Genomic DNA, 21,949 nt, shown 5'->3' on the forward strand with positions numbered 1-21,949 from the left:
GCCATCGTTGACATGGATAGTCCGCTTATGTTCGTTACTTTGGTCAAATCTGCGATCAGGCGCGTTCTGCTCCTGGTCGTGTGCTGGTGGGCCTTGACCGAGGGGGATTCTTCGGCTTGGGCTTTCGGCATCCCCGTTATCCTCATCGCGCTCGCGTCATCCATCCTCATCAACCCGTCCACGCGCGGGCGCATTCACAGCCTGCCCGGTTTTGCCGGTTTTTTCCTATGGCATTCGCTGCTCGGCGGCATCGATGTTGCCCGCCGCGCCTTGCATCCGAAAATGCCGTTGGCGCCCGCTTTGATCGACTTTCCGTTACGTCTCGACGATCAAGCAGCCATTACCCTCTTAATTTACACGATCAACTTGTTGCCCGGGACGATCGTTGTGGAATTCGAGGAGCGGCGGCTTGGGATCCATGTTCTCGACCGCAGGCTCCCGGTTTTCGAATCCCTGCGGACGGTGGAGACGCGCGTGGCGGTTCTGTTCGGTTTCCAGTTGACTGACATGGAGGATTTGTCAAATGCCTGATCTGGACCTGGAGCTCGCCTTCTTTTTGCTCCTCAATATTGCTGCCGGACTGCTGCGCATTGTGCGCGGTCCCACCCGGGTCGACCGTATGCTGGCGTCGCAATTGTTCGGCACTACGGGCGTGGCCGTCTTGCTGCTGTTGGCTGAAGCGCAGGGCATGCCGGCGCTGCGGGATGTCGCCCTGAGCTTTGTCCTGCTCGCAGTGCTGGCGACGGTAGCGTTCGTAGAGCGGTTCCCAAGCCATGCTGGCCGGAGTGACGGGCCATGAGTGATATCGCGCTTCAATGGCTTTCCGCCTTCTCGCTTATTTTCGGCATTTTCTTCTTTTTTGCCGGAACCGTAGGTCTTTTGCGCTTTCCGGACACCTACACCCGAATCCATGCGTTGACTAAGGCCGATAACTTAGGTCTGGGCCTGACCATCTTTGGTCTCATGCTGCAGACCGAATCCTGGGTGGTGGTGTTGAAACTTCTGCTGATCTGGCTGCTCGCGCTGCCGGCTAGTGCTACGGTTAGTCATCTGCTTGCCCGCCACGTCCGTCGTTCTCAACCCAGAACCGACGGCGTAGTAAACCGGACCCTGCGGTGATGGTCGGCACATCGCTGGATCTCGCATTGGCGGCGGTCCTGATTTGGATCGCCTGGCGCGCCGGAGCAACCGCCGAGCTGTTCAATGCCGTGATTCTGTTCATCGTTTTTGGCCTCCTGATGACCCTGGCCTGGGTAAGGCTGAACGCACCCGACATCGCCCTCGCGGAAATCGCGATTGGAACTGGCCTCACCGGGGCCTTGATGTTGGACGCCGTGGCGCACATCGGCGGCAAACGTCGACGACGGCGTGTACGTAGGAACTCGTCATGAACGGCGTATCAAGTCCGGCCCGGTGGATCGCGGGCGCCCTCGCTTGGGTCCTAGGTCTCGGTCTTGCCGGCACGATGACCGCCCTGCCCCTCCCTGGCGAAGGATTGGCCCCGCTCGTCCAAGCGTATCTCGCAGAAAGCGGCGTCAAGCATCCGGTAACCGCTGTGCTGTTGAATTATCGCGGTTATGACACTCTGCTGGAAATCGCGGTATTGCAGGCGGCCGTTCTGGGCGTTCTGGCGTTTCGGCCAACTCGGCCGGTTTCCCTGCGCAGAACCCGGCCTGATCCGAGCCCGGTGCTGCGGACACTGACTCATTGGATAGCTCCGCTCATCGCTCTGACGGGAGGATACCTCCTGTGGGCGGGGGCATATCGCCCGGGTGGGGCGTTTCAGGCCGGAGCGGTGCTTGCGGGCGGCGGGGTCCTACTCCGGCTGGTCGGCGCGATTCCGGGCTTCCGTTGGCCGAGCGCTAGATTGCGTATTGGCCTCGTGCTGGGTTTCACTGTATTCCTTGCGGCTGCCGCCGTGCCGCTGTCGGAGGGATCCAGCTTAATGACATACCGCGAAGCACGGGCAGCCGTATCGATCCTGCTGATCGAATCGGCTTTGACCTTATCCATCGCGGTAGTCCTGGTAACGCTGTTCATCGGCGCGGCACCTCCCCGGATCGGATGTTCACCACGGCTTCATGCGGCACGCCGATGGCGGATACAAGAGCAGGACGCTCATCATGGGTAACGGACTAATTTATGCCTTGACCGGTGCTGTGTTATTCGCGCTCGGCCTTTACGGACTCATCGTCCATACGCATCTGGTACGCAAGCTGATCGCCTTTAACATCATGGGCAGCGGGGTATTTCTGGTTCTCGTAGGACTGCCACAGCGCGTCGCCGGCACACCTCCCGACCGGGTATCCGAGGCCCTGGTGCTCACCGGGATCGTCGTCGCAGTGAGCGCCACGGCCTTCGGGCTGGCGCTGGTGCGACGCCTTTATGACCTGACCGGTGAAACCCGATTACCGAACGATCTCCGGCCCAAGCCATGACCGGTCTCTCATCCGCCGTACCCTGGATGCCGCTACTGATTCTCATACCCTTGTTCGCCGGCACCCTGTCTTTTTTATTCGGCGAACGCTTCCGGCGCACTGTGCTCGCGGCCGCGATCGGCGGAACCTGGTTTTCTCTGATACGGCTCACGATCGACTTCGAGGATGCGGGCCGGTGGCATTATCCGGTCGGCGGCTGGGGAGCACTGCTCGGCATCGAGCTTCGCATCGACGGGTTCAGTCTCGTGATGCTGGGAACGACCGCTACGGTGGGGAGTTTCATCAGCCTCTACGCGCTCGGCTTTTTTGCCGACGACAGACACCGCGGACTCCGATTCTGGCCGCTCTGGTGGTTCTTGTGGGGGGCCCACAACGCCGTCTTTCTCTCGGCCGATCTTTTCAATCTCTACGTGAGCCTCGAGCTCTTGAGCCTCTGTGCGGTCGGTCTCGTCGTGCTCACGGTCGATCCGGGCTCGCTGGCGGCGGGGCTGCGCTATCTTCTCGCCGCACTGACGGGCTCGTTGACCTATCTCATGGGCGTAGCGCTGCTGTACGGCGCCTATGGCACTTTGTCTTTGGAGCAACTCGCGGGCTTGTTCCACCCGGAACCCGCGAACGCCTTGGCGGCGAGTCTCGTTACCGTAGGATTGATACTCAAGACTGCCCTCTTTCCGCTCCATTTCTGGTTGCCGCCAGCACACGGAGGAGCTCTGGCTCCGGTCAGTGCGCTCTTGTCGGGACTGGTGATCAAGGCATCCTTTTACGTATTGCTGCGCCTTTGGTTCGAGGTCTTTCCGTCCGCGCTGAACGAGTCCTTCACACAAGGCATCGGCGCTCTTGGTGCGATTGCCATCTTTACCGGCGCTTGGCTCGCATTCCATCAGGAAAAGCTGAAAATGCTCATCGCCTGGTCGACCGTGACTCAGGTCGGCTATTTGTTTCTGACCTTTCCGTTGGCCGCTGCGTCGCCTTCGAGTACTCTGGCTGCGTTCAGCGGCGGTGTCTTCCTAGCCGTCTCCCATGCTGTGGCCAAGGCTGCAGTATTCTTGGCGGCCGGCGCCATGCTGAAGGTGACGGACGAGGACGGCGTCGACCGAATGGCGGGCGTCGGCCGGCATTTGCCCATCAGCCTGTTCGCCTTCGCCATAGCGGGTGTCAGTCTGATGGGTTTGCCTCCGAGCGGGGGGTTCATCGGCAAATGGCTGCTGCTCACGGCCGCCTTGTCCTCCGGTCAATGGTGGTGGGCCGCCGTTCTGGTGTTAGGCGGGTTCACATCCGCCGCTTATATCTTTCGAGTGCTGCGGCGCTGTTTTCTGCCGCCCAAGGCCCATGCGGTGTTCCATCCGATACCCTTGATCATGCCTCTGGCCGCGCTGTCTTTGGCCAGCATCGCCTTGGCCCTAGGATTGGGGGCGGTTTATCCGCTTCATCTCTTGCAGACAGGCATGCCGCTCTTGCTTGGAGCCTCCGCACCGTCAACGGTGATCCCATGACCTTCGATGATTGGTTGCCCCTCCTGGTCGTGTTGAGTTCGCTCATAACCGGCCTGATCATTTTTTTTGTAGGTGAGGAACAGCATCGCACCCGCTCCTGGCTCAATCTGATTGGTGCCGTGGGGAAGCTCGCTCTAGTGGGCATCATGGTAGGGGGCGTGTTCCACAGGCGTCGTTACGAGACCCGGTTGCCGTTGCTGCCCGATCAGGATTTCGTATTGCGCGCTGACGCGATGGGCATGCTGTTCGTGGGGCTTTCTTCGGTGCTGTGGCTGTTGACGACAGTCTATGCCATCGGCTATCTCGAAGGATCGCCTCATCGCAGCCGCTTTTTCGGCTTTTTCAGCCTATGCGTGACCGCCACGATGGGCATCGCGCTGGCCGGCGATCTCGTAACCTTCGTCATCTTCTACGAGCTCCTGACGCTGTCCACCTATCCCTTGATTGTGCATCGCGGCACGCCGGAAGCTCTACGCGCGGGAAAAGTCTATCTGCAATACACGATATCGGGTGGCGCCTTGCTCCTGGTGGGCGTCGTCTGGTTGCACGCATTGACCGGGTCCGTTGAATTCACCGAGCGCGGCGTTCTTGCCGGGGTGACTGAACGAGATCATCCTGCCTTGCTCGCCATCTTCGCGATCCTGGTTGCCGGGCTCGGCGTCAAGGCCGCACTGGTGCCGTTACATGGATGGCTGCCCATCGCCATGGTGGCACCGGCACCGGTAAGCGCTTTGTTGCATGCCGTGGCGGTAGTAAAAGCCGGAGCCTTCGGTATCGTTCGAGTCACCTATGACGTCTACGGGGTGGAGTTCGCCGCCCAGTTGGGCGTGCTGAACCCCCTGGCCTGGGTGGCAGGCCTTACCATCGTCTACGGTTCCCTGCGAGCGCTGGCTCAGGACGACCTAAAGCGGCGGCTCGCCTATTCGACGGTCAGCCAGGTGTCGTACATCGTGCTCGGGATCAGCATTCTCGGCCCGCTCGCGACCATAGGCGGGGTCGTACATCTCGTACACCAGGGTCTGATGAAAATCACCTTGTTCTTCTGTGCCGGCGATCTGGCGGAGACCCTAGGCATCCATAAGATCAGCGAAATGAACGGCGTCGGCCGGCGCATGCCCTGGTCTATGGCCGCATTTACCGTGGCGGCGCTAGGCATGATAGGCATGCCACCCGTCGCCGGCTTCATCAGCAAGTGGTATCTGGGATTGGGGGCGATCGCCGCGAAAGACTACTGGGCGCTCCTCGTGCTTGCCGCCAGCACCATACTCAATGCCGCCTATTTCCTGCCGATTCTTCGGCGTATCTGGTTTCTGCCTGCAAGCGGCGCATGGCCGAAACCAGAGAAAGATCAGCTTGAAACCCGGCCTACATTGCTGGTGCCTACATTGACCACTGCCCTTCTCTCGCTGGCCGCCGGGCTGTTCGCGGGCTCGTGGATCAGCCCTTTAGGCTGGGCCAAGTTGATCGCCGCCAGGGAGTATGCCTCATGAGTCCGGGGTGGCTGGCCGCCAGCGCCCTGCTAACGCCCCTGGTTCTGGCGACCGCGCTGTTCGTAGCTCCGAGGCGCTTCCGGTTGTGGGCGGCGACGCCCTGGGCCGCGTTGCCCGGGGTGGGACTGGCCTTTGCACCGGAATTCAAGGTTGAGTTGCCTTCGTTATTGCTTGGCATGAGTCTCGGGCTGGACGCCACGGGCCGAGTCTTTCTGATTTTCACCGCTCTGCTGTGGCTGATTTCCGGGCTTTACGCCGGCATTTATCTGGCCGCGGATTCGAAACGCAGCCGCTTCGCTGGTTTTTTTCTTGGCGCCATGGCAGGCAATCTGGGTGTGTTGCTGGCGCAGGATGTCACAAGCTTTTACTTGTTCTTCGCGCTGATGACGCTATCTGTTTACGGCCTGGTCGTGCACGAGGGCGGTAAAGCGCCGGACCGAGCGGGGCGAATCTACCTGATTCTGGCGGTCCTCGGGGAGGCCATACTGCTCATCGCTTTTCTGCTGAGCGCGAGTGCGGCGGAAAGCCTGTCTCTTGACCGGATTCCGCAAGCAGTTGCCGCGTCGCCTTTACGAAACCTCATTCTGACATTATTCCTTGGTGGTTTCGGGGTCAAGGTCGGCCTCCTCGGACTCCATGTCTGGCTGCCTCTAGCTCACCCGGTCGCTCCGACTCCCGCCAGCGCGGTGTTGAGCGGCGTCATCATCAAGGCCGGACTAATGGGGTGGCTCCGTTTTTTGCCGCTCGGGCAGGAGGCGATTCCGGGATGGGGCTACGGTGTCATGGCCGGCGGACTTGCCGCTGCGTTCTACGGTGCAGCCGTGGGCCTGGTGCAAAAGGATTCGAAGACCGTGCTGGCCTACTCGAGCATCAGCCAGATGGGGATCATTACTGTGCCGATAGGAATCGCACTGGCGGTGCCGACAGACTGGCCTGCCGCTTTGACGGCGGTTTCCGTATACGCGGTCCACCACGCATTCGCCAAAGGGGCTTTGTTTCTCGGGGCGGGCGTTGCACGTACGGTCGCCAGGGATAAAAAGCGCCTCGCCTGGATCATGGCTGGGCTGCTCATACCGGCGTTGAGTCTGGCGGGAGCGCCGTTTACCACCGGGGCGCTGGCCAAGGATGCTCTCAAGAGAGCTATGAAGGCGGTGCCGGAACCGTGGCAGGATATGCTGGCTTGGATGTTGTCCCTGGCGGCCATAGGTACCACAGTGTTGTTGATGCGCTTTCTATACCTCGTCCGAAACGAGGCGCTGGCAGGACGCCCTGGCGGCAGTGAATTCCGTAGCTTGGGCTACACCTGGGGGCTGGCCGTGCTCGGCGTTCTGACATTGAGCTGGATCATGTTCACCGACCCGGCGCGTGCTTTTCTCGAACATGCGCTGGAGCCCGCGGTGCTTTGGAGCGAATCGTGGCCGGTAGGCAGCGGCATCCTGCTGGCTTGGCTATTCGGGCTAACGTTCATTGGTATCGCTCCTCGCATCCCAGCAGGAGATCTTCTGGTGCCGATTGAACGGCTGGTGCTCGCTGTGTGGAAATCCATAACCCTTCTCTGGAGCAAGGCACGTCAACGACGACCAGCCCACGTGCCTTGGAAACGCCTAAGCGTATGGCTTGGCCAAAGCTTAACTGAAGGCCAGGCCTGGTTGGAAAGCACGGCCGTTTCCGGAACTCTGCTAATCTTGCTAGTTCTGTTTTTTGCCCTGGCACTGCTCTCTACGCACTGAGGTATCGATAACCTGTGAGTCATTTCACTTAGCGTGATGAGTTATTTGCCTCACTTTTGAGATATAAGCGGCCGGTAATTTGGCCTGAAGCGCAGCGATTCAAAGGTTTGGTGAGTGTGGCACCAATTCTGCTTGAATTTGGCATTGTCTGGATGCTTTTAAGGGAAATCACCACAATGACATCGCTCGACAGTACCGATCTATCCCATCTGGTCGATTATGGCGTGATCGGCTTATTGCTGTTGGCCAGCGTCTGGGCGGTCGCCATCGCTTTCGAACGTTGGCTTTATTACCGCCGCGTCGACATCGGCCAGTTTCCCACTAGCCAAGCGCTCGAGACCGATCTAACCCGCCGTCTTACGGTGATTGGCACGGTCGCGGCCAATGCCCCTTATATCGGGCTCCTGGGTACGGTCATGGGGATCATGCTCACGTTCCACAAAATGGGAACGGACAAGAGTATGGACGTACACACGATCATGATCGGCCTCAGCATGGCTTTGAAGGCAACCGCGATGGGACTTGTGGTGGCGATCCCCTGCGTTGTGCTGAACAACGTGCTCAGGCGGCGCATCAAGGAATTGGTTACGGCTTATGAGGTGCGCCTTGGATCGTGACATCGACCAAATCAACGTGATTCCGCTGGTCGATGTGATGCTGGTGTTGCTGGTGATCATTCTGACCACGGCAACCTTCATCGTCACCGGCCAGGTGCCGGTGGATCTAGCGGAAGCCAAGGCGGCGAACGAGCCCTCGCATGAAGATCCGATTCTCATGACACTGACCGGAGATGGTCGACTATACCTAGGCGAGACGCCGATCGCGCTGGAGAGTCTGGGCGAGACGTTGAGCTCCTATCCGAAGGAACGCCTGATCGTGCTGCGCGCCGATCGAGCTTTGGTTCTGGAGACCTTCGTCAAAGTGGTGGACGAGCTCAAGAGTCAGGGCTTTCCCCATGTCAGCCTAGAAGTCGAACGGGCAGAGTCCGCGTCATGACACCCCGCCAGCGGCATCTCAGTGGCCTTGGGTTGTCCTTGCTGGCACACGGATCGCTGGCAGGCACGGCATGGTGGATGTGGCAGCAGGAGCCTGCGAAGCCGGCGCCCGAACCCATTCGCTGGGAAATCAGCCTTTACACCCCGGCCCCGCCCGCTCCGACCGAGGCAGCGGTCGCCCCGACGCCCGAAACACCACCGCCGCCGAAACCCAAAGTTGAGCCGAAGCCGAAACCGAAGCCAAAACCCAAGTTGAAGCCGGTGAAACGACCCACACCCAAGCCGGTCACCCGCTATTTGGCCCAGGAGACCCCGCCGGACGCAACCCCGGATCCGCCTACCCAGGCGCCGACCACCGTCGCCACCACCGGTCCCTTGACGGGGATCGCGAATCCGGCCCCGGCGGTAAAACCCGACCCCAAGCCAGATTTCGACTGGCTGCGCCGCTACCTGATCGAGCAGATTCGGCGCCACAAACAGTACCCCGGCGATGCGCGGCGCAGGGGCTGGGAAGGGCAAGTCCTGGTTCGGGCGGTAATAGGTGGCAATGGTCAACTGGTCGAAGCCGAGATCGTCAAGAGTTCCGGTCATGCGGTGCTCGATGACGAGGCGCTTGCCACCTTGCGCAGGGCGATGCCGGTACCGGTATCAAAGGCTCACGGCTGGAGTCAGGTGGCGGTAACCATTCCCTTCGATTACCGGCTGAAACGGTGACTCAGGTGAAATGTCGGACTGCACTCAGCCGTTTCCCGCACCGTGCGGCCGGCGGGCGCGACGAGCGCGCATGGATGCCGGGTTAAGGGCTGGCACCCTCCTTGCAATAACGGGTATAGCGCCGGGTGGGCTCCGTGGCGCGGAGCCCCCCTCTTCCTCCTCGCTCGCTGTCCGCCCGCGCTTACATTCGCCTCACTGGGTTGCTGGCGCCGCCCACGAGCGGCGCTTTTTTTCAGGATGGAACACGCATGATGGATGCTGCACCGCTGCCCGAGGCCACCGGCCAGTCGTTCGAGGAAACCGATTGGACGCCTCCGATCATCTGGGTCCGATCAATTCAACGTGCCCAGCATCGTGTTCCCTGCTACCGTAGCGACGAGCGCTTCCGGTGTACTGTGCAGGATTGCGAATGGCGCAACTCCTGCCTCAAGCTCGTCGCTGCCTGGCGTAGGTGAACGACGCAGAGCGATTTCAGCGCAACCCATCGAGGTGCCCATTGAGTCGCATCGAACGGACAGGCGGGCAGTCCGAACACACGCCGATCCGCAGCACGCGGAATTCGTGTCGGACAAAGGTTCGCGTTTCGGTCTTCGTTCGCGAGCAAGCGCTACACAAGGCTGTCGGCTTTCGCTGGGGCAAATTTCGCAGCGCCTGTGTGAGCTGCCACAGCAGGCACCGATAGAAGCGACCCATTATCAGCCGAGCTTAAGTCTCGTCGAAGGCTTTGGAGGGAGGTGCGGACGTTGCTTTCATGGACAGAAGCAGCTGCGCTGGTCAGCCGCCGTAACGGACGCGTGTCACACCCGAGTGATCTCACTGTATGCCGGAATTCCCTTCGTAGTGAGCGTTCTTCCGGATCGGGACATCTCTCCATCGGCCATTTGCGACGTCTTCTGTTTCTTAGCGGGAAGGAGTTATAACGCGAAGGATGCGGTCTTGTAGGTTTGTTCCGTCCAAACGCCTTGCGGCAAAAACGTAGGCACCGGCCGCTGCCAACGGCGCCGCCCAGGCGGTTTTTTACCGATGCTAGTTGATACCCGATACGAGAGGAGGAAAAGATGACGCCGAAAGTCAGGCACCGGGAACGTGATCCTGCCGCACCGCCGGAGACGGAGGTAGCGCCGACATTTCCATCAGCGCGCTATTTTCAGATCCATTTCGAACACCTTTATCGCTTGATTGATGAGCTCAGTGAAAAGCTTGATGCCGCAATCCGGGATTTGGCTTCGCTAAGGGCACGACCGGAGCCCGACGTCGTGCGAGACCCGCCTCCGTCCACGAGCGTCCGGCTACCTACCCTAAGCGATGCCTCGCCGAGACGGCGGTCGCGGATAGAGACGAAAACAGAAACCGATAATCGCCAATCGAAGCGGCATCTCGCAAACCGGGCAAATCGGTGATTCGATAAGTCGGCCCATATCCTCGATCCGCCTCTCGGTGCAAGGCCCAGGCGGCGCTCTGAATGGAGCGGACGGTGCCCATGCTCAGCAGTGTGAACACTCGCCGACAAGCTCCACGGAATACCTGCCCGACGTGTAGGACCAATCGAGATTGCCGCGCATCCACGAACACAGAACGGAAACAAAACGCTGAACGTCGGCATCGATTTCGGCGCCGAATGTGGGCAGTCGCTCTTTTAATGCTATGAAATCGCGGACTTCTTTGTTCGTCAAATCCGCAGCCTCCCGGATGGCTTCCTGAAGAGACAAATGATAGTGGTGTTGAAACGTCACGACGAGGTTATGAACGTCGTTGTGCCGGACTTCCTTGGCGAACGAGATGACATCGTTGGACCAACACACCACATTGTTCGCCATCCGTATCAATCCCTGTAGCGTTTCGTGTTTCCGGACGTGCAGCGGCAAGCTGATGTTCTCGACGACATCGATAAGCTCGATATCGGTATAAAGCCCTCCTGTGTAGGGGCGCATGGTCACGTAGGTTAACGGGTCCGGCGTGATGGCTGCTGCACGATTCTGAGCCTCCCACACGGAGGACTCAAAATACTCGACCACGCTCATAATGAACCGGCACATCCAGTCGTTGCTCGCCGCTCGGCGCAGCCTGACACAAAGGTCATGCAGTGCGTAGGCGAGAGGGCGGTCGGACTCATCGGGTTCTCGGCCGTTGAGAATTTCAGTCAGCCGCTCATGAAAGTGCGTGAGTTGGTCCGGATTACGTCCGAAACCGGACTCGTCGCATTGATCGTCCCGAATAAACAGCCAGGTATTCCAATCCGACACGATCTTAAGGCCTTCGGACGGCGCATCGGGATACGCGCGGGCCGCGAGCCAGCTGAACTTAGAAGCCTGGAGGCGCCGCCACTCGCGGTCGTTGGAGACTAAGTTAAAGCGCTTCACCCACGCCAAGGTGTGACGGTTGGCCGCCTCGGCATTTGGATTGAGGCGGGAGGGAAACGGACAATAAAATTTGGGGGACGTACTTGTTTTCATAACCTGTTTAAAAGTAGTAAGCAGATGACCCTTACGATCCGATCAAGGGTAGAGTGGCCAACGACACTTTCGCCGGCTTAAAGTGCCGATCAGGACGCCCAATATAAAAGCCCTGCACCAGATCGACTTCCAGTTCCTGAAGTTGAATTAGTGTCTGTGCATTTTCAACTCCTTCCGCGACAATTTTTTGTCGGTAGCCATGTGCGAGTGTCGTCAAAGCGCTGACGAACACCTTGTCATCCTCGTCGCTCGCCAGGCGGCTGATAAACGAACGGTCAATTTTCACGTGCTTTATCGGCAAGTGTTTAAGGTAGTGGAACGACGCGAACCCCGCTCCGAAATCGTCCATAGCAAACCCGAAGCCTATGTCGGTCAATTCGTTCATGGTCCGTTGCGCTGCTTCCAAGTCGGCGATCGCGGCCGTCTCGGTAATTTCCAGCAATAAACGTTCCGGAGACAAGCGGCCGTCGTTGACCGCTTGCTTGAGCGGTTCCGCCCAAGTCGGGTCGGTCAGCGCAGCGGCAGATAGATTGATCGAAAGCCGTGCCGCTCGGTCCTTGCTCAAAATATTGATCGCCTCTCGGGTGACGTAAGAATCGATAGCACTCATCAAATCCGAACGTAGAATGACGTCCATATATTCACCCGGAAGCACGATACGCCCATCTTCTAACGTTAACCTAAGCAGTGCCTCGTAATAGGCGATCCGCCCCGTTGCCAAGTCGACTACCGGCTGATAATGAAAAAATAGACTCTTTTGATCTAAAGATTGGGCGATGACGCTACGCCAATATGCCTGATGACTGATCCGAGCCCGCTCTTCTCCAGAATGCGAGAACAAGTGCCAGCGTCCGCGCCCAGCCTTTTTCGCCTGGTACATGGCCGCGTCGGCGTTGGCCAGAAGCTCTTCTACATCCTTGCCGTGCTCCGGAATCAAAGCGATGCCGATGCTTGCGGAAATGCGATAGCTCCGATTGCCGAAGCGAAAAGGCTTTTCCATCAAGCGTTGATTGAGATCCTGAGCAAAATGCTCTGCTCCGGATCGGTCGGTACCTGTCATCAAGACGGCGAACTCGTCCCCTCCCAAGCGCGCCAGTACATCCGACTTGCGCGCTCGTGCCCGCAATTCATTGGCCAAAAGGCAAAGCAGCGCGTCTCCGGCGGCATGACCGCTGCTGTCATTGATGTCTTTGAAGTGATCCAGGTCGAATAAGAGCAAGGCGGCCGGCACGCCGTTTCGCTCTGCTTCGGCAAAGCTCCGCTCCAACTCGTCCTTGAACCAGAGCCGATTGTGGAGACCGGTCAGCGAATCATGATTAGCCAGCCAGCGTATGCGCGATTCGGCTTCGATTCTTTCGGTCGCGTCCAAGCCGATGGAAAGCACGGCAATGCCGTTTTCGTGCTCCAATCGCAAGCGTGTATGCACCCAAACAATGTGCCGCTTGCTGCCGTCGCCGCAAGTCAGAACCGACTCGTGTTCCAGTCGTTGCATGAGATTCGAGAAGAGCTTTTCAAGGTTGCGAGCGACCTCGCTGGTCTCGCTATCAATTTCGATCAGCTCGATAAAACGAGAGTTTCTGAGCGTCTCGCTCGGACGGCCCAAGATTTGGGTGGTCAGTTCGTTGACTGTTCGAATTCGGCCATCGCGCGATTGAGTCAGGATCAATACCTGCGCGTTGTCCAGCAAACCTTGAATGAAATCTCGTTCGGCGGCGAGCGTGTTCTGATGTTCTTCGATCTGATGCGCCAGCCGGATGGACGTGGCGTAGAGAATGTCGATTTCGTCTTTCCATTCAACCAGGCGGGAGAGCGTTTTCAGACGCTCGTTGACCCTGTCATAGTTGCCGTGAGCTAGTAACGGCAATGTCGCCGCAAGATGCTGAATGCGCCGGAGCGGTGCATGCAGCAACACCAGCAAAAGTACTTCTGCGATGCAGAGAGATATTGCAACAATGAGCAAGGCGTCGCGATTCGCCTGGTCCAGAGCTGCCGCAGAAGCGCTTGCGTCGACGATAAACAGAAGATGACCGGTTTCTCCGCTTTCCAGAATATCGTCCAGCGGCGAGCTGTAAACTGTGAATCGTTTTTCCTTCCATTCCAGCCAGCTATCGGCCGGAAGCGCTTCCGGGCCAGGATAGCGCTTCGAGAGATGGCGCAAGAAAGGCTCCAGCTCTTGCTGATTGGATAGCGCCGCAATGCGTAACCCCCAGTCTTCCAAGACCTTTTCACCGTTTTCCTGAGAGGTCACGAGGATCGCGACCGCGGTCCCGGCGCCGGCCGAGAAATCGAGCACCAGATCGGTAATCATCTGGCTCAGGGATAGGACGCCAACATTCCGTCCCTTGGAAAGCAACGGAACGAACGCGTGAAGGCTACACCCCGGCTGACAAGTCAGGATCGTCAACGGCTGCTCCGTCTCGATAACCTGATTCAAGACCTTGTGCAGACGCTCTTGCGGGACTGGAGTCGCCATTGACGAGGACCACGTCAAGACCGAATTGCTTCCGGCGTCGAGCAGCTCGATCCGCTCGACGTCCAGTTCGTACCTTACCGTGGAAAAAAATCCGTGCAAACGAGCAGCGCTTTGATTCTCGCGCGGTGCGGTAATAAACAGGTCCAATTTACCGAGGGACGCGAGCACGACACCTAGGCGTTGCAAGCGGTCGGCGGAGCGTTTTATAAGGTCTCTGAATTCAACCCGAAGCGCAGCGTTCCGAACGGCTTGTTGGTCCTTGAACTGCGTTCGCAGATTCCAGTGATTCAGCGCCCCGAAAGTGACACCGAGTGTCAGTAAGAGCAGGCTTAAGAATACAAACCCTTTTCGGCGCAGTGTCCAAAAACGGCTTGCGTCATTCCTCATTGACCATAAATCCAAAAATGGCTTTAGAAACGGAACGAGACCATCACTGAAAAAAGATCCCAGTGCGGATCGCCGCCGCCTGTCAGCAATTCGGAATTGTCGTGCGGAGAAAGCCAGGCCGTGCCGTCGACGTTGTGATATTCCGCTGCAATCAGCCAGTTCGGCAGGAACTCCCAGCGGAGTCCCACGGCAAGATCGCGCGCGTAAAAGCGGTGACGTGCCTGACCGGTCTGCCTGGCCAAGGAACGTCCGCTACGGTCGTCGCGATCGGCATGAAAAACGTCGTAACGAAGCACGGCCGACCAATCCTCGCTCAATCTGTACTCTCCTTGGACATAAAACCCCTCCGAAGTGCCTTCCATAGGCACGGGTAGGAAACCGCTACGCCGTTGGTGCACCCAGCCGTATTCAGCAGTCAGCGACCAGTCTTCTGCATTATATTGTAGAGAAAACAATGGATATAAAGCCTGGATTTTGCCAGACGGAACCGCACTCGACCTTGACCTGAAATCCCGGTCCAAGTCAACCACACTGAACATGGCACGCGCTCGGCCGCCCATCCATTCGTAAACCGCCCGTCCGAGAAACAACGGGCGCCCTGTCATTCTACCCGGCGCGTCCAGCATGCCCGTCAGGAAATCCGCGGCATCGCCGGTATCGTCCTGTGGTTCCGCCACTAGGAACTCCAGATTGAATCGGTGTTTACCCCAATTATAGCGGCTGTACAAAAGCCCTCCGTCGGCCGCGATCATTGCCTGTCGCAGCCCAAGTGTATCGAAATAAATCGACTGGGGAAGAATTACCGAAGGCCGGGTCCAGACCACGTCCCGCGTGTCGTTGTAAAGTCCGAAAGGTATCTTGACTCGCCCGGCCCGCACACCCACTGTCAAGGCTGACTCGAGAAACGTGCCATTGTAGTCCACTTGGGCAAAATCAAGTCGAAGGTCTTCGCGGTCTGACCCCCCAGTATTTCGATAAAGCCCCTGTGCGGAGAGCAATAGATTTGGTAGCGGCCGCACCGAGCCGTTGATTCCCACCTCAGTAAAATCCAGACTGCCGCCGCGGCTCGCGCCGAATACCTGATTGCTGGTCGTGTAGGTAAACCCTTGGCTGGCGAAACCGTGCAACTGCCAATCGACGCCCCCGAGGTCCAGTGCCTTTGCTTCGAAAGATACAACCAAGCACGCGGCGACTGCCGCCCAATGCGGGATCGTTCGGCGGCCCATATTCCCCTTGGCCGGCATCATCCTCAGACTCAGAAACCCCCTATTTATCAACATATCCAATACCTCCAGGCGTCGCCCGAACCCGCTCGCGCATTTCTCCGACAGTCTCGACCACATGAGGGACTAAACCGGTTCCCGAGAAAATCAACCGGTCCCAGGCGGCGCGGAGTTGAAAGGGGTAAACCCCCAAAACCTCTTTTGCAAAACGAACGTGCAACGGATGTTTATCCGGAAGCACGAAAACACGAATTGGCGTGCCATCGGGCCAGCTTGTCAGCCGCATGAAGAAAATTTCGCGTAAAGTGTCAGCGGAGAGTGAATCGGCTCGCCCATCCCCTGCGTAGGTATAAACTCTAGGAACGGGTTCGTCCGCCATGACCGATTTGGTGGGACACGCGACGGTAAGCGCAAGGAATACTAGAAAGCCGGCCCACCAGCACCAGGCTAATCTGTGCGAACCATTGGTGGATTCCGACGTCATCCTCGAGCAAGCCCCTATTGTTTTTTAGTTCTATTTCTGAAAAAAACCCGGAGATGTTCCGGGCTGTTTAAATTTAGCAGAGCGCTGCCGTTCTGTTTTGTATCAGGCGGGCCTGAACAACCGGCGCACGGCATACCGCGCGTCCAAATCCGGACATGAAGAACCCTTAACGGCGGGTCAAACGACCAAAAGAGCATTTATGCGCCGAACAACACACCCGCCGCCCAAAAAACCGATAATCCGTGGAACGACGGATTATCGGTTTGATCATCCATGGCTTTTGTCAGAATACGTCGAGACCAGAAAAGATCGAGCCATGGCCGGCCGTTTGAAGAACCGGGGTTTCAGGGTGCTTCTTGGTACATACCTGCTCGTTTCGATTTGGCTCCATACACTACTCGATGTGATCCCCCGATCAACTTGCGAACTGTCCGTGAAGCATCACCTCTTCACCCGCGCGCAAGCGCTCGAATGTGGCCTTTTTTATCGGGATCGATGTGCAGTGTCAAACATGTGGTTCGTTTTTCACGGATAACCGTACCGAAATATCATGTCAAGAATTTTAGGAAGTTCTGATTAAGTTCTTCGCTATTCAGGACCAATGGTAAAACATTGATTCCATTTGTAGTGATCCTTTCAACTCAGCTCAGGGCGGGCCCGTCGACGGGCTCACGCCGGGCTTGTCGAATGCTGAACGGAACCCATTTGCTCATCGCTTCATTAATTAATTAACGTTCAACCAAATAAATACCCGGGTGCCGCACATACCATGGACGCAAACAGGACCACTCGATTCCGCGCTTGCAGATCACTCGAGGAGGATCTGAAGGGTAAAAGGACCGAGCTCGCGCCATCTGGAAAGTGGCTTTGAAGCAAGCGTATTAGGCGCGGTCGATCTCGAGTGGGTGATTGTCGTCGGTTGCGCGGTTTGCGGCAGCAAAGTGACTGTGTCTTGCGTCTGTCGCGCCCCGTTCTCGAACGTGATTCCGATGGGCCTCTCCATTACTCGATGTCCATTGGCTTCCCTAGATTTGCTCTGCGGCTTGCTATCCTAAGTTTCCGGAACCGAAATCGAACCAGCTCTACGTCTGGTCGCTCGAACAGTTAAGCAAATCCACGCGACGGTAATCATGAGCTTACTCGGTAATATCCTTTGGCTGATCTTCGGTGGCCTGGTCACCGGTCTGGGCTATATTGTGGGCGGCATCGGCCTGTGCCTTACCGTGATCGGGATACCCTTCGGCCTACAATCTATCAAACTCGGGCTTGCCATTTTTACTCCGTTCGGAAAAGAGGTGGTGGAACTCGGCGAAGCGAACAGCCCTTTGCGAATCATCTTCAACGTGATTTGGCTGCTGCTTTTCGGCTGGGAGATCGCTCTGGCTCATCTGACCAGTGCGGCTCTGTTGGCAATCACGATCATCGGCATTCCCTTCGCCTTGCAGCATATCAAGCTCATTCCCTTGTCGCTGTTCCCGTTCGGCCGTGCGTTTCGGCCGATTCGATCCTAAGCCGCGTGACAACCCCCGAATCTAAGAGGGCTTTCCGAAGCGTGGGTTCGTCGAAAGCAGCGCCGGGGGATATCGGGTTGGTGGCGGCGATTATCGGCAAGGGTGGATTTATCCTCTTGATTTCCGCCTTGCCGACGGCACGCGCTGTGGACCTTCGTATAAAAAGCACCGTATCTCGATAAGACGACGCCGTCGAAGCGAACGACCGCTTTAGGTTGGAAAGGCTAATTCGGTATTTACATGTACGCAGCGAGCCTCCGGATCACGCGGCATTGACGGCGGGCATCGTCGGACGAGTTGCCCTAGGAACGCAATCCGAGCGTGAGTGACGATTCGATAAGACTCGGCCGAACGATGCTGCCGCCCCAACTGGCTATCGATTACCGAGGTGGCAGATATGGCCAATAGGGCTGATGGTAATAGGGGTAACCGTAGCCGTACCCTCGCCACCCGCGAAGATTCGGACTATAAGGTGGGACGTAGACGTCGGGGGTCTTCCAGCGCATCGGCCAGACGTGGATTTGGGCACAGTCGACCACCGGGTAGCGGACCGCAGGATAGACGTAGTGGAAGCGACCCAGAGGCCGGAGTTCCGCTTCACGGACAACCTCCCCCTGAATCTCTCCGGCAACGGTGATCGGACGGCCACGGAAATAATCCGCGGGATCGAGTACGCTCGTGCACCGGACCAGAAAACGGCTTTGCGACCGTTCGAAACTCGCCTCGGGACGGTCGTCGGAATCCAACGGTTTTTGCCAAATTTCGATTTCCGCGACCTCCGGCTGAAACGTGGCGCGAGCCACCTCCCCTCCTAAAATGACCTTCTGCCCTGTGAATGCCCCGGGGTCGGCAGCGATCTCCGCAAAGGACGGCTGGTCAGCAGCGCCCTGGCGCCAGGATTCGCCGACGGGACTGTGAGCACAACTGGCCAACACGAGAAGCATTCCAAGCCATCCGCAATACTCCACGTAGCGACACCACGACGTCCAAGAGTTCAACATCCCTCGCCCCGTCGGAAAAATCGAACGAATACTCATGGCAGTGCCTCGCAGTCCGCGTCCCTTATCGGCTTAGATGTGCGGACCGAACTTGTGGTTCGCGCCGGTTGCCGAAATGGACTTTCTGCCGCCGGAAAGGGGCGATGGGTGGCAATGTACCGAAATCCAAGGGGTGGAGATTTACCGGGACTTCGATCCATGCTCGAATGAGAGTGGCCGAAGGCGATCCTAAGAACGGGACTGCCTACCACACTAAATGTTTCGTTGAGAATGAACGAGTCATGCGATACGCGGCGCTAGCCACGCCAGTCAGCGCTGTAAATGAGGGCGTTTTGGAAAGTCACCGCCTTATCTCCGTCGATCTGGTTCGGGGTTGGGTTATGATCCTCATGGCCCTGGACCACGTGCGCTGGTTCTTCAGCGACGCGACTTTTAGCCCGACTGACCTGGAGCACACCAGCGCCGCCCTGTTTTTTACGCGTTGGGTGACCCATTTTTGTGCCCCGGCTTTTATTTTCCTGGCCGGCGCGAGCGCCTTCCTTTCCACCGCACGCGGCACGAGCCGCCCGGTACTGGCGCGGTATTTGCTCACGCGCGGTTTGTGGCTGGTTCTGCTCGAGATAACCGCGGTGCACCTGGCCTGGTCATTCAGTTTCGACATCAAAGAAATCTATCTGGGCGTGCTCTGGGCTATCGGCTGGTCCATGGTCGCTTTATCCGGGCTGATCTACCTGCCTCGCCCTGTCCTCGCGGCACTGGGCCTTGCGATGATCGCGACACACAATCTTGCCGACGGCATCGGCCTGGATCGCTTCACCAACGGTGACGGCTCCTTGAGCACAATCGGCTGGCTGGTGAGCGTTTTGCACATCCCCCACCGGCCGATCTCCTATCCTCTAATTCCCTGGGTAGGGGTGATGATGGTGGGCTACGCGTTCGGACCGATCTTGCAGATGCAGAGAAAATCGGCATTTCGGGTAATGACGGCCACGGGCTTCGCCTTGCTCGGTGCTTTCCTCGTCTTGCGAGCGAGCAATGTCTACGGTGATCCAGTGCCCTGGTCGGCGCAGCCGAGCCCCCTGTTCTCGGTGCTATCTTTTCTCAATACCCGGAAATACCCGCCCTCGCTGCTCTATCTGCTGATGACCCTTGGACCCACCCTGCTCCTCCTGGCCTGGTGCCCTCGAAACCCCGGCCCGATCTCCCGATGTCTAGTGACGTTCGGGCGGGTTCCACTGTTCTTCTATCTTGTCCACCTCTATCTCATCCACGGACTGGTTCTCGCCGTGGCCTATGTGCAAGGCCAAGACGTCACTGCCTACCTAACTTCATTCAGCGACTTTCCAGAGGGCTGGGGTTTCAGTCTTCCCGTCGTCTACGGCTGTTGGTTAGGGGTCGTGCTGTTGCTGTATCCGCTATGCCGTGCCTTTGCCCGATTCAAGGCCCGGCATCATGGCCGCTGGTGGACGGGATATATCTGAGCTCCGTGGAGCGCCCGCCCCACGGATCGCGCTCACCACGGCCTACGCAAGTCATTTGCCCGAGAGGAGTAAATCACGGTCGATTCGGGATATCTCTCTAGAGAACTCCTCCGGTTGCTTGCGTCGAGTGGAGCGGCCTATCTGATTCCAAGGCGCTTCGCGAGACGGTACAGATTGCTGCGGTCAAGCCCGAGGCGTCGCGCGGCTTCCGACCAGTTATGAGAGGAGCGATCCAAAGCGGCACGTATCTCCTGCCGCTGAAGATCCGCCACGGCTTCCGCCAGCGTTCGCGGCTTGCTGTCGTTCGGTTCGTCCTCGAACGCCCGCTTCGACGCCGAAACGCCCCCGATCGCTAAGTCTTCAACCTGGAGCATCACCGAACTCCCCCGGCTCGAGGCGCGCAATGCCGCCCGGAGGATCACATGCTCGAGCTCGCGTACGTTTCCAGGCCAGCTATAGCGTTTCAGTGCCTCGACAGCCGAAGACGCCAACTGCGCTCGAACGAGGCCTAGGCGCACCCGCGCCTGATCCAGAAAATGACCGGCCAACAGCGGAATATCCTCGATCCGTTCCCGCAGCGGCGGTATATGCAAGGGATAGATACTCAGCCTATGGTAAAGATCGGCTCGGAATCGGCCGGCTTTCACTTCTTCGGCGAGCTGACGATTGGTCGCCGCAATGACGCGGACATCGGCCCGATGATTCTTGTCCGATCCCAGGCGCTGGATCTCCCCGAACTGTAACGCCCGCAGCAATTTCGCCTGTACCGAGAGGGGCAGTTCGCCGATTTCATCCAAGAACAAAGTACCGCCGTCCGCAAGTTCGAATTTGCCGGACCGATCGGTGTTCGCGCCGCTGAAAGCGCCGCGCACATGTCCGAACAGCTCGCTTTCGGCCAGCGTCTCCGGAAGAGCGGCGCAATTGACGTGGACCAACGGCTGATCGGCACGCCGGGAGCGCGCGTGGATCGTGCGGGCGACCACCTCTTTGCCGACGCCGGTTTCACCGGTCACAAGAACGGTCAAGTCGGACGGTGCGACGATATCGATCTCTCGACACAGGTTCTGCATGGCGGGGCTTTCGCCCAACATGCTACCGCCGCGCAGCAGGGCTTCCCGCACGAGTTCCCGGGCCACCAGCCCGCGATGATTCGCTAGGGCTTCCAGAGCGTCGATGAAAGTTTCGTAGCGCATCGCCACTGCGGCGATAGAAGCGAAGATTGCGAAGACCCGGTCTTCGATCCCGTCGAAGGCACCGGGTGCCAGGGAGTCGACGGTCAGGACACCGAATAAATCGTCTTCCGAATAAAGGGTGCAGCCAATGCAGGAGTGGACCCGTAAACGGCCTCTGGAATCATTGAGCAGCAGGCCGTCAAAAGGGTCCGGTCTGGGATCGTCGGCCGAAAAGCGGACCGGCTTCCGGGAGGCCAGCGCCGCAGCCAGGCGCGGATGTTCGTCCGGTCTAAACTGCTGGCCCATGACTTCGGCTTTGAGGCCTTGCGATGCGATCGGCACCAGAACATCTCCTCGACAGCGCAACAAGGCACAGGCATCGTTTCCGACCACCCGGCTAAGCGAGGCGAGCAACCGCGTGTACCTTTCTCGTGACGGTAGGCACGCCGTCAAATCCAGGACAGTATCCAGCAGAACGTTTTGTGAATCGGCAAACGTATCGTTCAACATGATGCTGTTGTCAATTGCATCACCCTCTGTAGCGAGCTGACAACACTAGGTCAGTGAGCACAGTGTGTCAATTAGGCTTTCTATTTTCCGATCTTAGCTCACGTATACCGAAACAATGTTGTCAAAATGCCTCACCTCGGTATTCGACGCTCATCATGCACCCAAAAATTTCCCACCGATTTTCAATAGTTTATGAATCGGCATCGATCCTGCGATAGGAAGTCTGACAGGACCGGCCGAAATGACGCCTAAGGATTTGCGCCCGTTGTCGAAAGCCGGCGTTCCTGAGAGCCCCCATCATCTGGAACGCCTCGCCATCGGCAGTGACCGGTGTGAATCTGTTAGACGCTCACGGCCGGTCTCGTCCAAACGGTCATTGCCGACTTTTTCCGAGCGT

21 protein-coding genes are annotated in these 21,949 nt (G+C 58.2%); 15 read left to right on the forward strand and 6 right to left on the reverse strand.

Going from position 1 to position 21,949, the window contains the following annotated elements:
* Positions 1–12: 12 nt before the first annotated feature.
* From QEN43_RS06215 to QEN43_RS06275, 13 genes are all read left to right on the forward strand, one after another.
* On the forward strand, positions 13–531 hold the full coding sequence (locus QEN43_RS06215) for a Na+/H+ antiporter subunit E (RefSeq protein ID WP_051331802.1): 519 nt from the start codon (positions 13–15) through the stop codon (positions 529–531).
* Positions 524–799, forward strand: coding sequence for a monovalent cation/H+ antiporter complex subunit F (locus tag QEN43_RS06220; RefSeq protein WP_026610830.1), 276 nt, complete (start codon positions 524–526; stop codon positions 797–799). Before QEN43_RS06215 ends, QEN43_RS06220 begins: the two co-directional genes overlap by 8 nt.
* A complete protein-coding gene (gene mnhG, locus QEN43_RS06225) occupies positions 796–1,119 on the forward strand; it encodes a monovalent cation/H(+) antiporter subunit G (protein WP_026610829.1) in 324 nt (107 codons plus the stop codon). The genes QEN43_RS06220 and mnhG overlap by 4 nt, the downstream gene beginning before the upstream one ends.
* Positions 1,119–1,391: a Na(+)/H(+) antiporter subunit B gene (locus QEN43_RS06230; protein WP_036269019.1), complete on the forward strand. Its 273-nt coding sequence runs from the start codon at positions 1,119–1,121 to the stop codon at positions 1,389–1,391. The genes mnhG and QEN43_RS06230 overlap by 1 nt, the downstream gene beginning before the upstream one ends.
* The gene (locus QEN43_RS06235) at positions 1,388–2,131 is read left to right on the forward strand and encodes an MnhB domain-containing protein (protein ID WP_051331801.1); all 744 of its coding nucleotides are present in this window, start codon (positions 1,388–1,390) and stop codon (positions 2,129–2,131) included. Before QEN43_RS06230 ends, QEN43_RS06235 begins: the two co-directional genes overlap by 4 nt.
* Positions 2,124–2,438 carry a sodium:proton antiporter gene (locus tag QEN43_RS06240; RefSeq protein WP_036269016.1) on the forward strand — a complete coding sequence of 105 codons (315 nt, stop codon included), beginning with the start codon at positions 2,124–2,126 and terminating at the stop codon, positions 2,436–2,438. The genes QEN43_RS06235 and QEN43_RS06240 overlap by 8 nt, the downstream gene beginning before the upstream one ends.
* Entirely contained in the window at positions 2,435–3,931 is a 1,497-nt protein-coding gene (locus QEN43_RS06245) for a complex I subunit 5 family protein (protein WP_317963839.1), read from the forward strand. Before QEN43_RS06240 ends, QEN43_RS06245 begins: the two co-directional genes overlap by 4 nt.
* A complete protein-coding gene (locus QEN43_RS06250) occupies positions 3,928–5,421 on the forward strand; it encodes a complex I subunit 5 family protein (protein WP_026610827.1) in 1,494 nt (497 codons plus the stop codon). Before QEN43_RS06245 ends, QEN43_RS06250 begins: the two co-directional genes overlap by 4 nt.
* The gene (locus QEN43_RS06255) at positions 5,418–7,151 is read left to right on the forward strand and encodes a complex I subunit 5 family protein (RefSeq protein WP_317963840.1); all 1,734 of its coding nucleotides are present in this window, start codon (positions 5,418–5,420) and stop codon (positions 7,149–7,151) included. The genes QEN43_RS06250 and QEN43_RS06255 overlap by 4 nt, the downstream gene beginning before the upstream one ends.
* Before the next feature lie 176 nt (positions 7,152–7,327).
* Positions 7,328–7,768, forward strand: coding sequence for a TonB-system energizer ExbB (gene exbB, locus QEN43_RS06260; RefSeq protein ID WP_036269579.1), 441 nt, complete (start codon positions 7,328–7,330; stop codon positions 7,766–7,768).
* Positions 7,758–8,147, forward strand: a complete 390-nt coding sequence (locus tag QEN43_RS06265; protein WP_051331800.1) for an ExbD/TolR family protein — start codon at positions 7,758–7,760, stop codon at positions 8,145–8,147. The genes exbB and QEN43_RS06265 overlap by 11 nt, the downstream gene beginning before the upstream one ends.
* A complete protein-coding gene (locus QEN43_RS06270; RefSeq protein ID WP_317963841.1) occupies positions 8,144–8,860 on the forward strand; it encodes an energy transducer TonB in 717 nt (238 codons plus the stop codon). Before QEN43_RS06265 ends, QEN43_RS06270 begins: the two co-directional genes overlap by 4 nt.
* A gap of 248 nt (positions 8,861–9,108) precedes the next feature.
* Positions 9,109–9,315: a hypothetical protein gene (locus QEN43_RS06275; protein WP_317963842.1), complete on the forward strand. Its 207-nt coding sequence runs from the start codon at positions 9,109–9,111 to the stop codon at positions 9,313–9,315.
* Positions 9,316–10,344: 1,029 nt separating this feature from the next.
* On the opposite strand, the gene QEN43_RS06280 is transcribed toward QEN43_RS06275, so the two are convergent.
* Genes QEN43_RS06280 through QEN43_RS06295 form a run of 4 tightly spaced genes read right to left on the reverse strand, consistent with a single transcriptional unit; the run spans position 10,345 to position 15,775 of the window.
* Positions 10,345–11,313 carry a terpene synthase family protein gene (locus tag QEN43_RS06280; RefSeq protein ID WP_317963843.1) on the reverse strand — a complete coding sequence of 323 codons (969 nt, stop codon included), beginning with the start codon at positions 11,311–11,313 and terminating at the stop codon, positions 10,345–10,347.
* Positions 11,314–11,344: 31 nt separating this feature from the next.
* Positions 11,345–14,173, reverse strand: coding sequence for a bifunctional diguanylate cyclase/phosphodiesterase (locus QEN43_RS06285; protein ID WP_317963844.1), 2,829 nt, complete (start codon positions 14,171–14,173; stop codon positions 11,345–11,347).
* A 23-nt stretch (positions 14,174–14,196) separates the two neighbouring features.
* Positions 14,197–15,453, reverse strand: a complete 1,257-nt coding sequence (locus QEN43_RS06290; RefSeq protein WP_317963845.1) for a hypothetical protein — start codon at positions 15,451–15,453, stop codon at positions 14,197–14,199.
* Entirely contained in the window at positions 15,440–15,775 is a 336-nt protein-coding gene (locus tag QEN43_RS06295; protein ID WP_235726630.1) for a type 2 periplasmic-binding domain-containing protein, read from the reverse strand. Before QEN43_RS06295 ends, QEN43_RS06290 begins: the two co-directional genes overlap by 14 nt.
* 1,235 nt (positions 15,776–17,010) lie before the next feature.
* Here QEN43_RS06295 and QEN43_RS06300 point away from each other — a divergent pair.
* Entirely contained in the window at positions 17,011–17,391 is a 381-nt protein-coding gene (locus QEN43_RS06300) for a YccF domain-containing protein (protein WP_026610820.1), read from the forward strand.
* 380 nt (positions 17,392–17,771) lie between these two features.
* Here QEN43_RS06300 and QEN43_RS06305 read toward each other — a convergent pair whose 3' ends face one another.
* The gene (locus QEN43_RS06305; protein WP_051331798.1) at positions 17,772–18,335 is read right to left on the reverse strand and encodes a Slp family lipoprotein; all 564 of its coding nucleotides are present in this window, start codon (positions 18,333–18,335) and stop codon (positions 17,772–17,774) included.
* Between the two features lie 386 nt (positions 18,336–18,721).
* Here QEN43_RS06305 and QEN43_RS06310 point away from each other — a divergent pair, with 386 nt between their 5' ends.
* Positions 18,722–19,870 carry a DUF1624 domain-containing protein gene (locus tag QEN43_RS06310; protein WP_036269573.1) on the forward strand — a complete coding sequence of 383 codons (1,149 nt, stop codon included), beginning with the start codon at positions 18,722–18,724 and terminating at the stop codon, positions 19,868–19,870.
* Between the two features lie 137 nt (positions 19,871–20,007).
* Here QEN43_RS06310 and norR read toward each other — a convergent pair whose 3' ends face one another.
* The gene (gene norR / locus QEN43_RS06315; protein WP_317963846.1) at positions 20,008–21,552 is read right to left on the reverse strand and encodes a nitric oxide reductase transcriptional regulator NorR; all 1,545 of its coding nucleotides are present in this window, start codon (positions 21,550–21,552) and stop codon (positions 20,008–20,010) included.
* Between the last annotated feature and the right edge of the window lie 397 nt (positions 21,553–21,949).

This window comes from Methylocaldum szegediense, from assembly GCF_949769195.1.
GTDB lineage: Bacteria > Pseudomonadota > Gammaproteobacteria > Methylococcales > Methylococcaceae > Methylocaldum > Methylocaldum szegediense.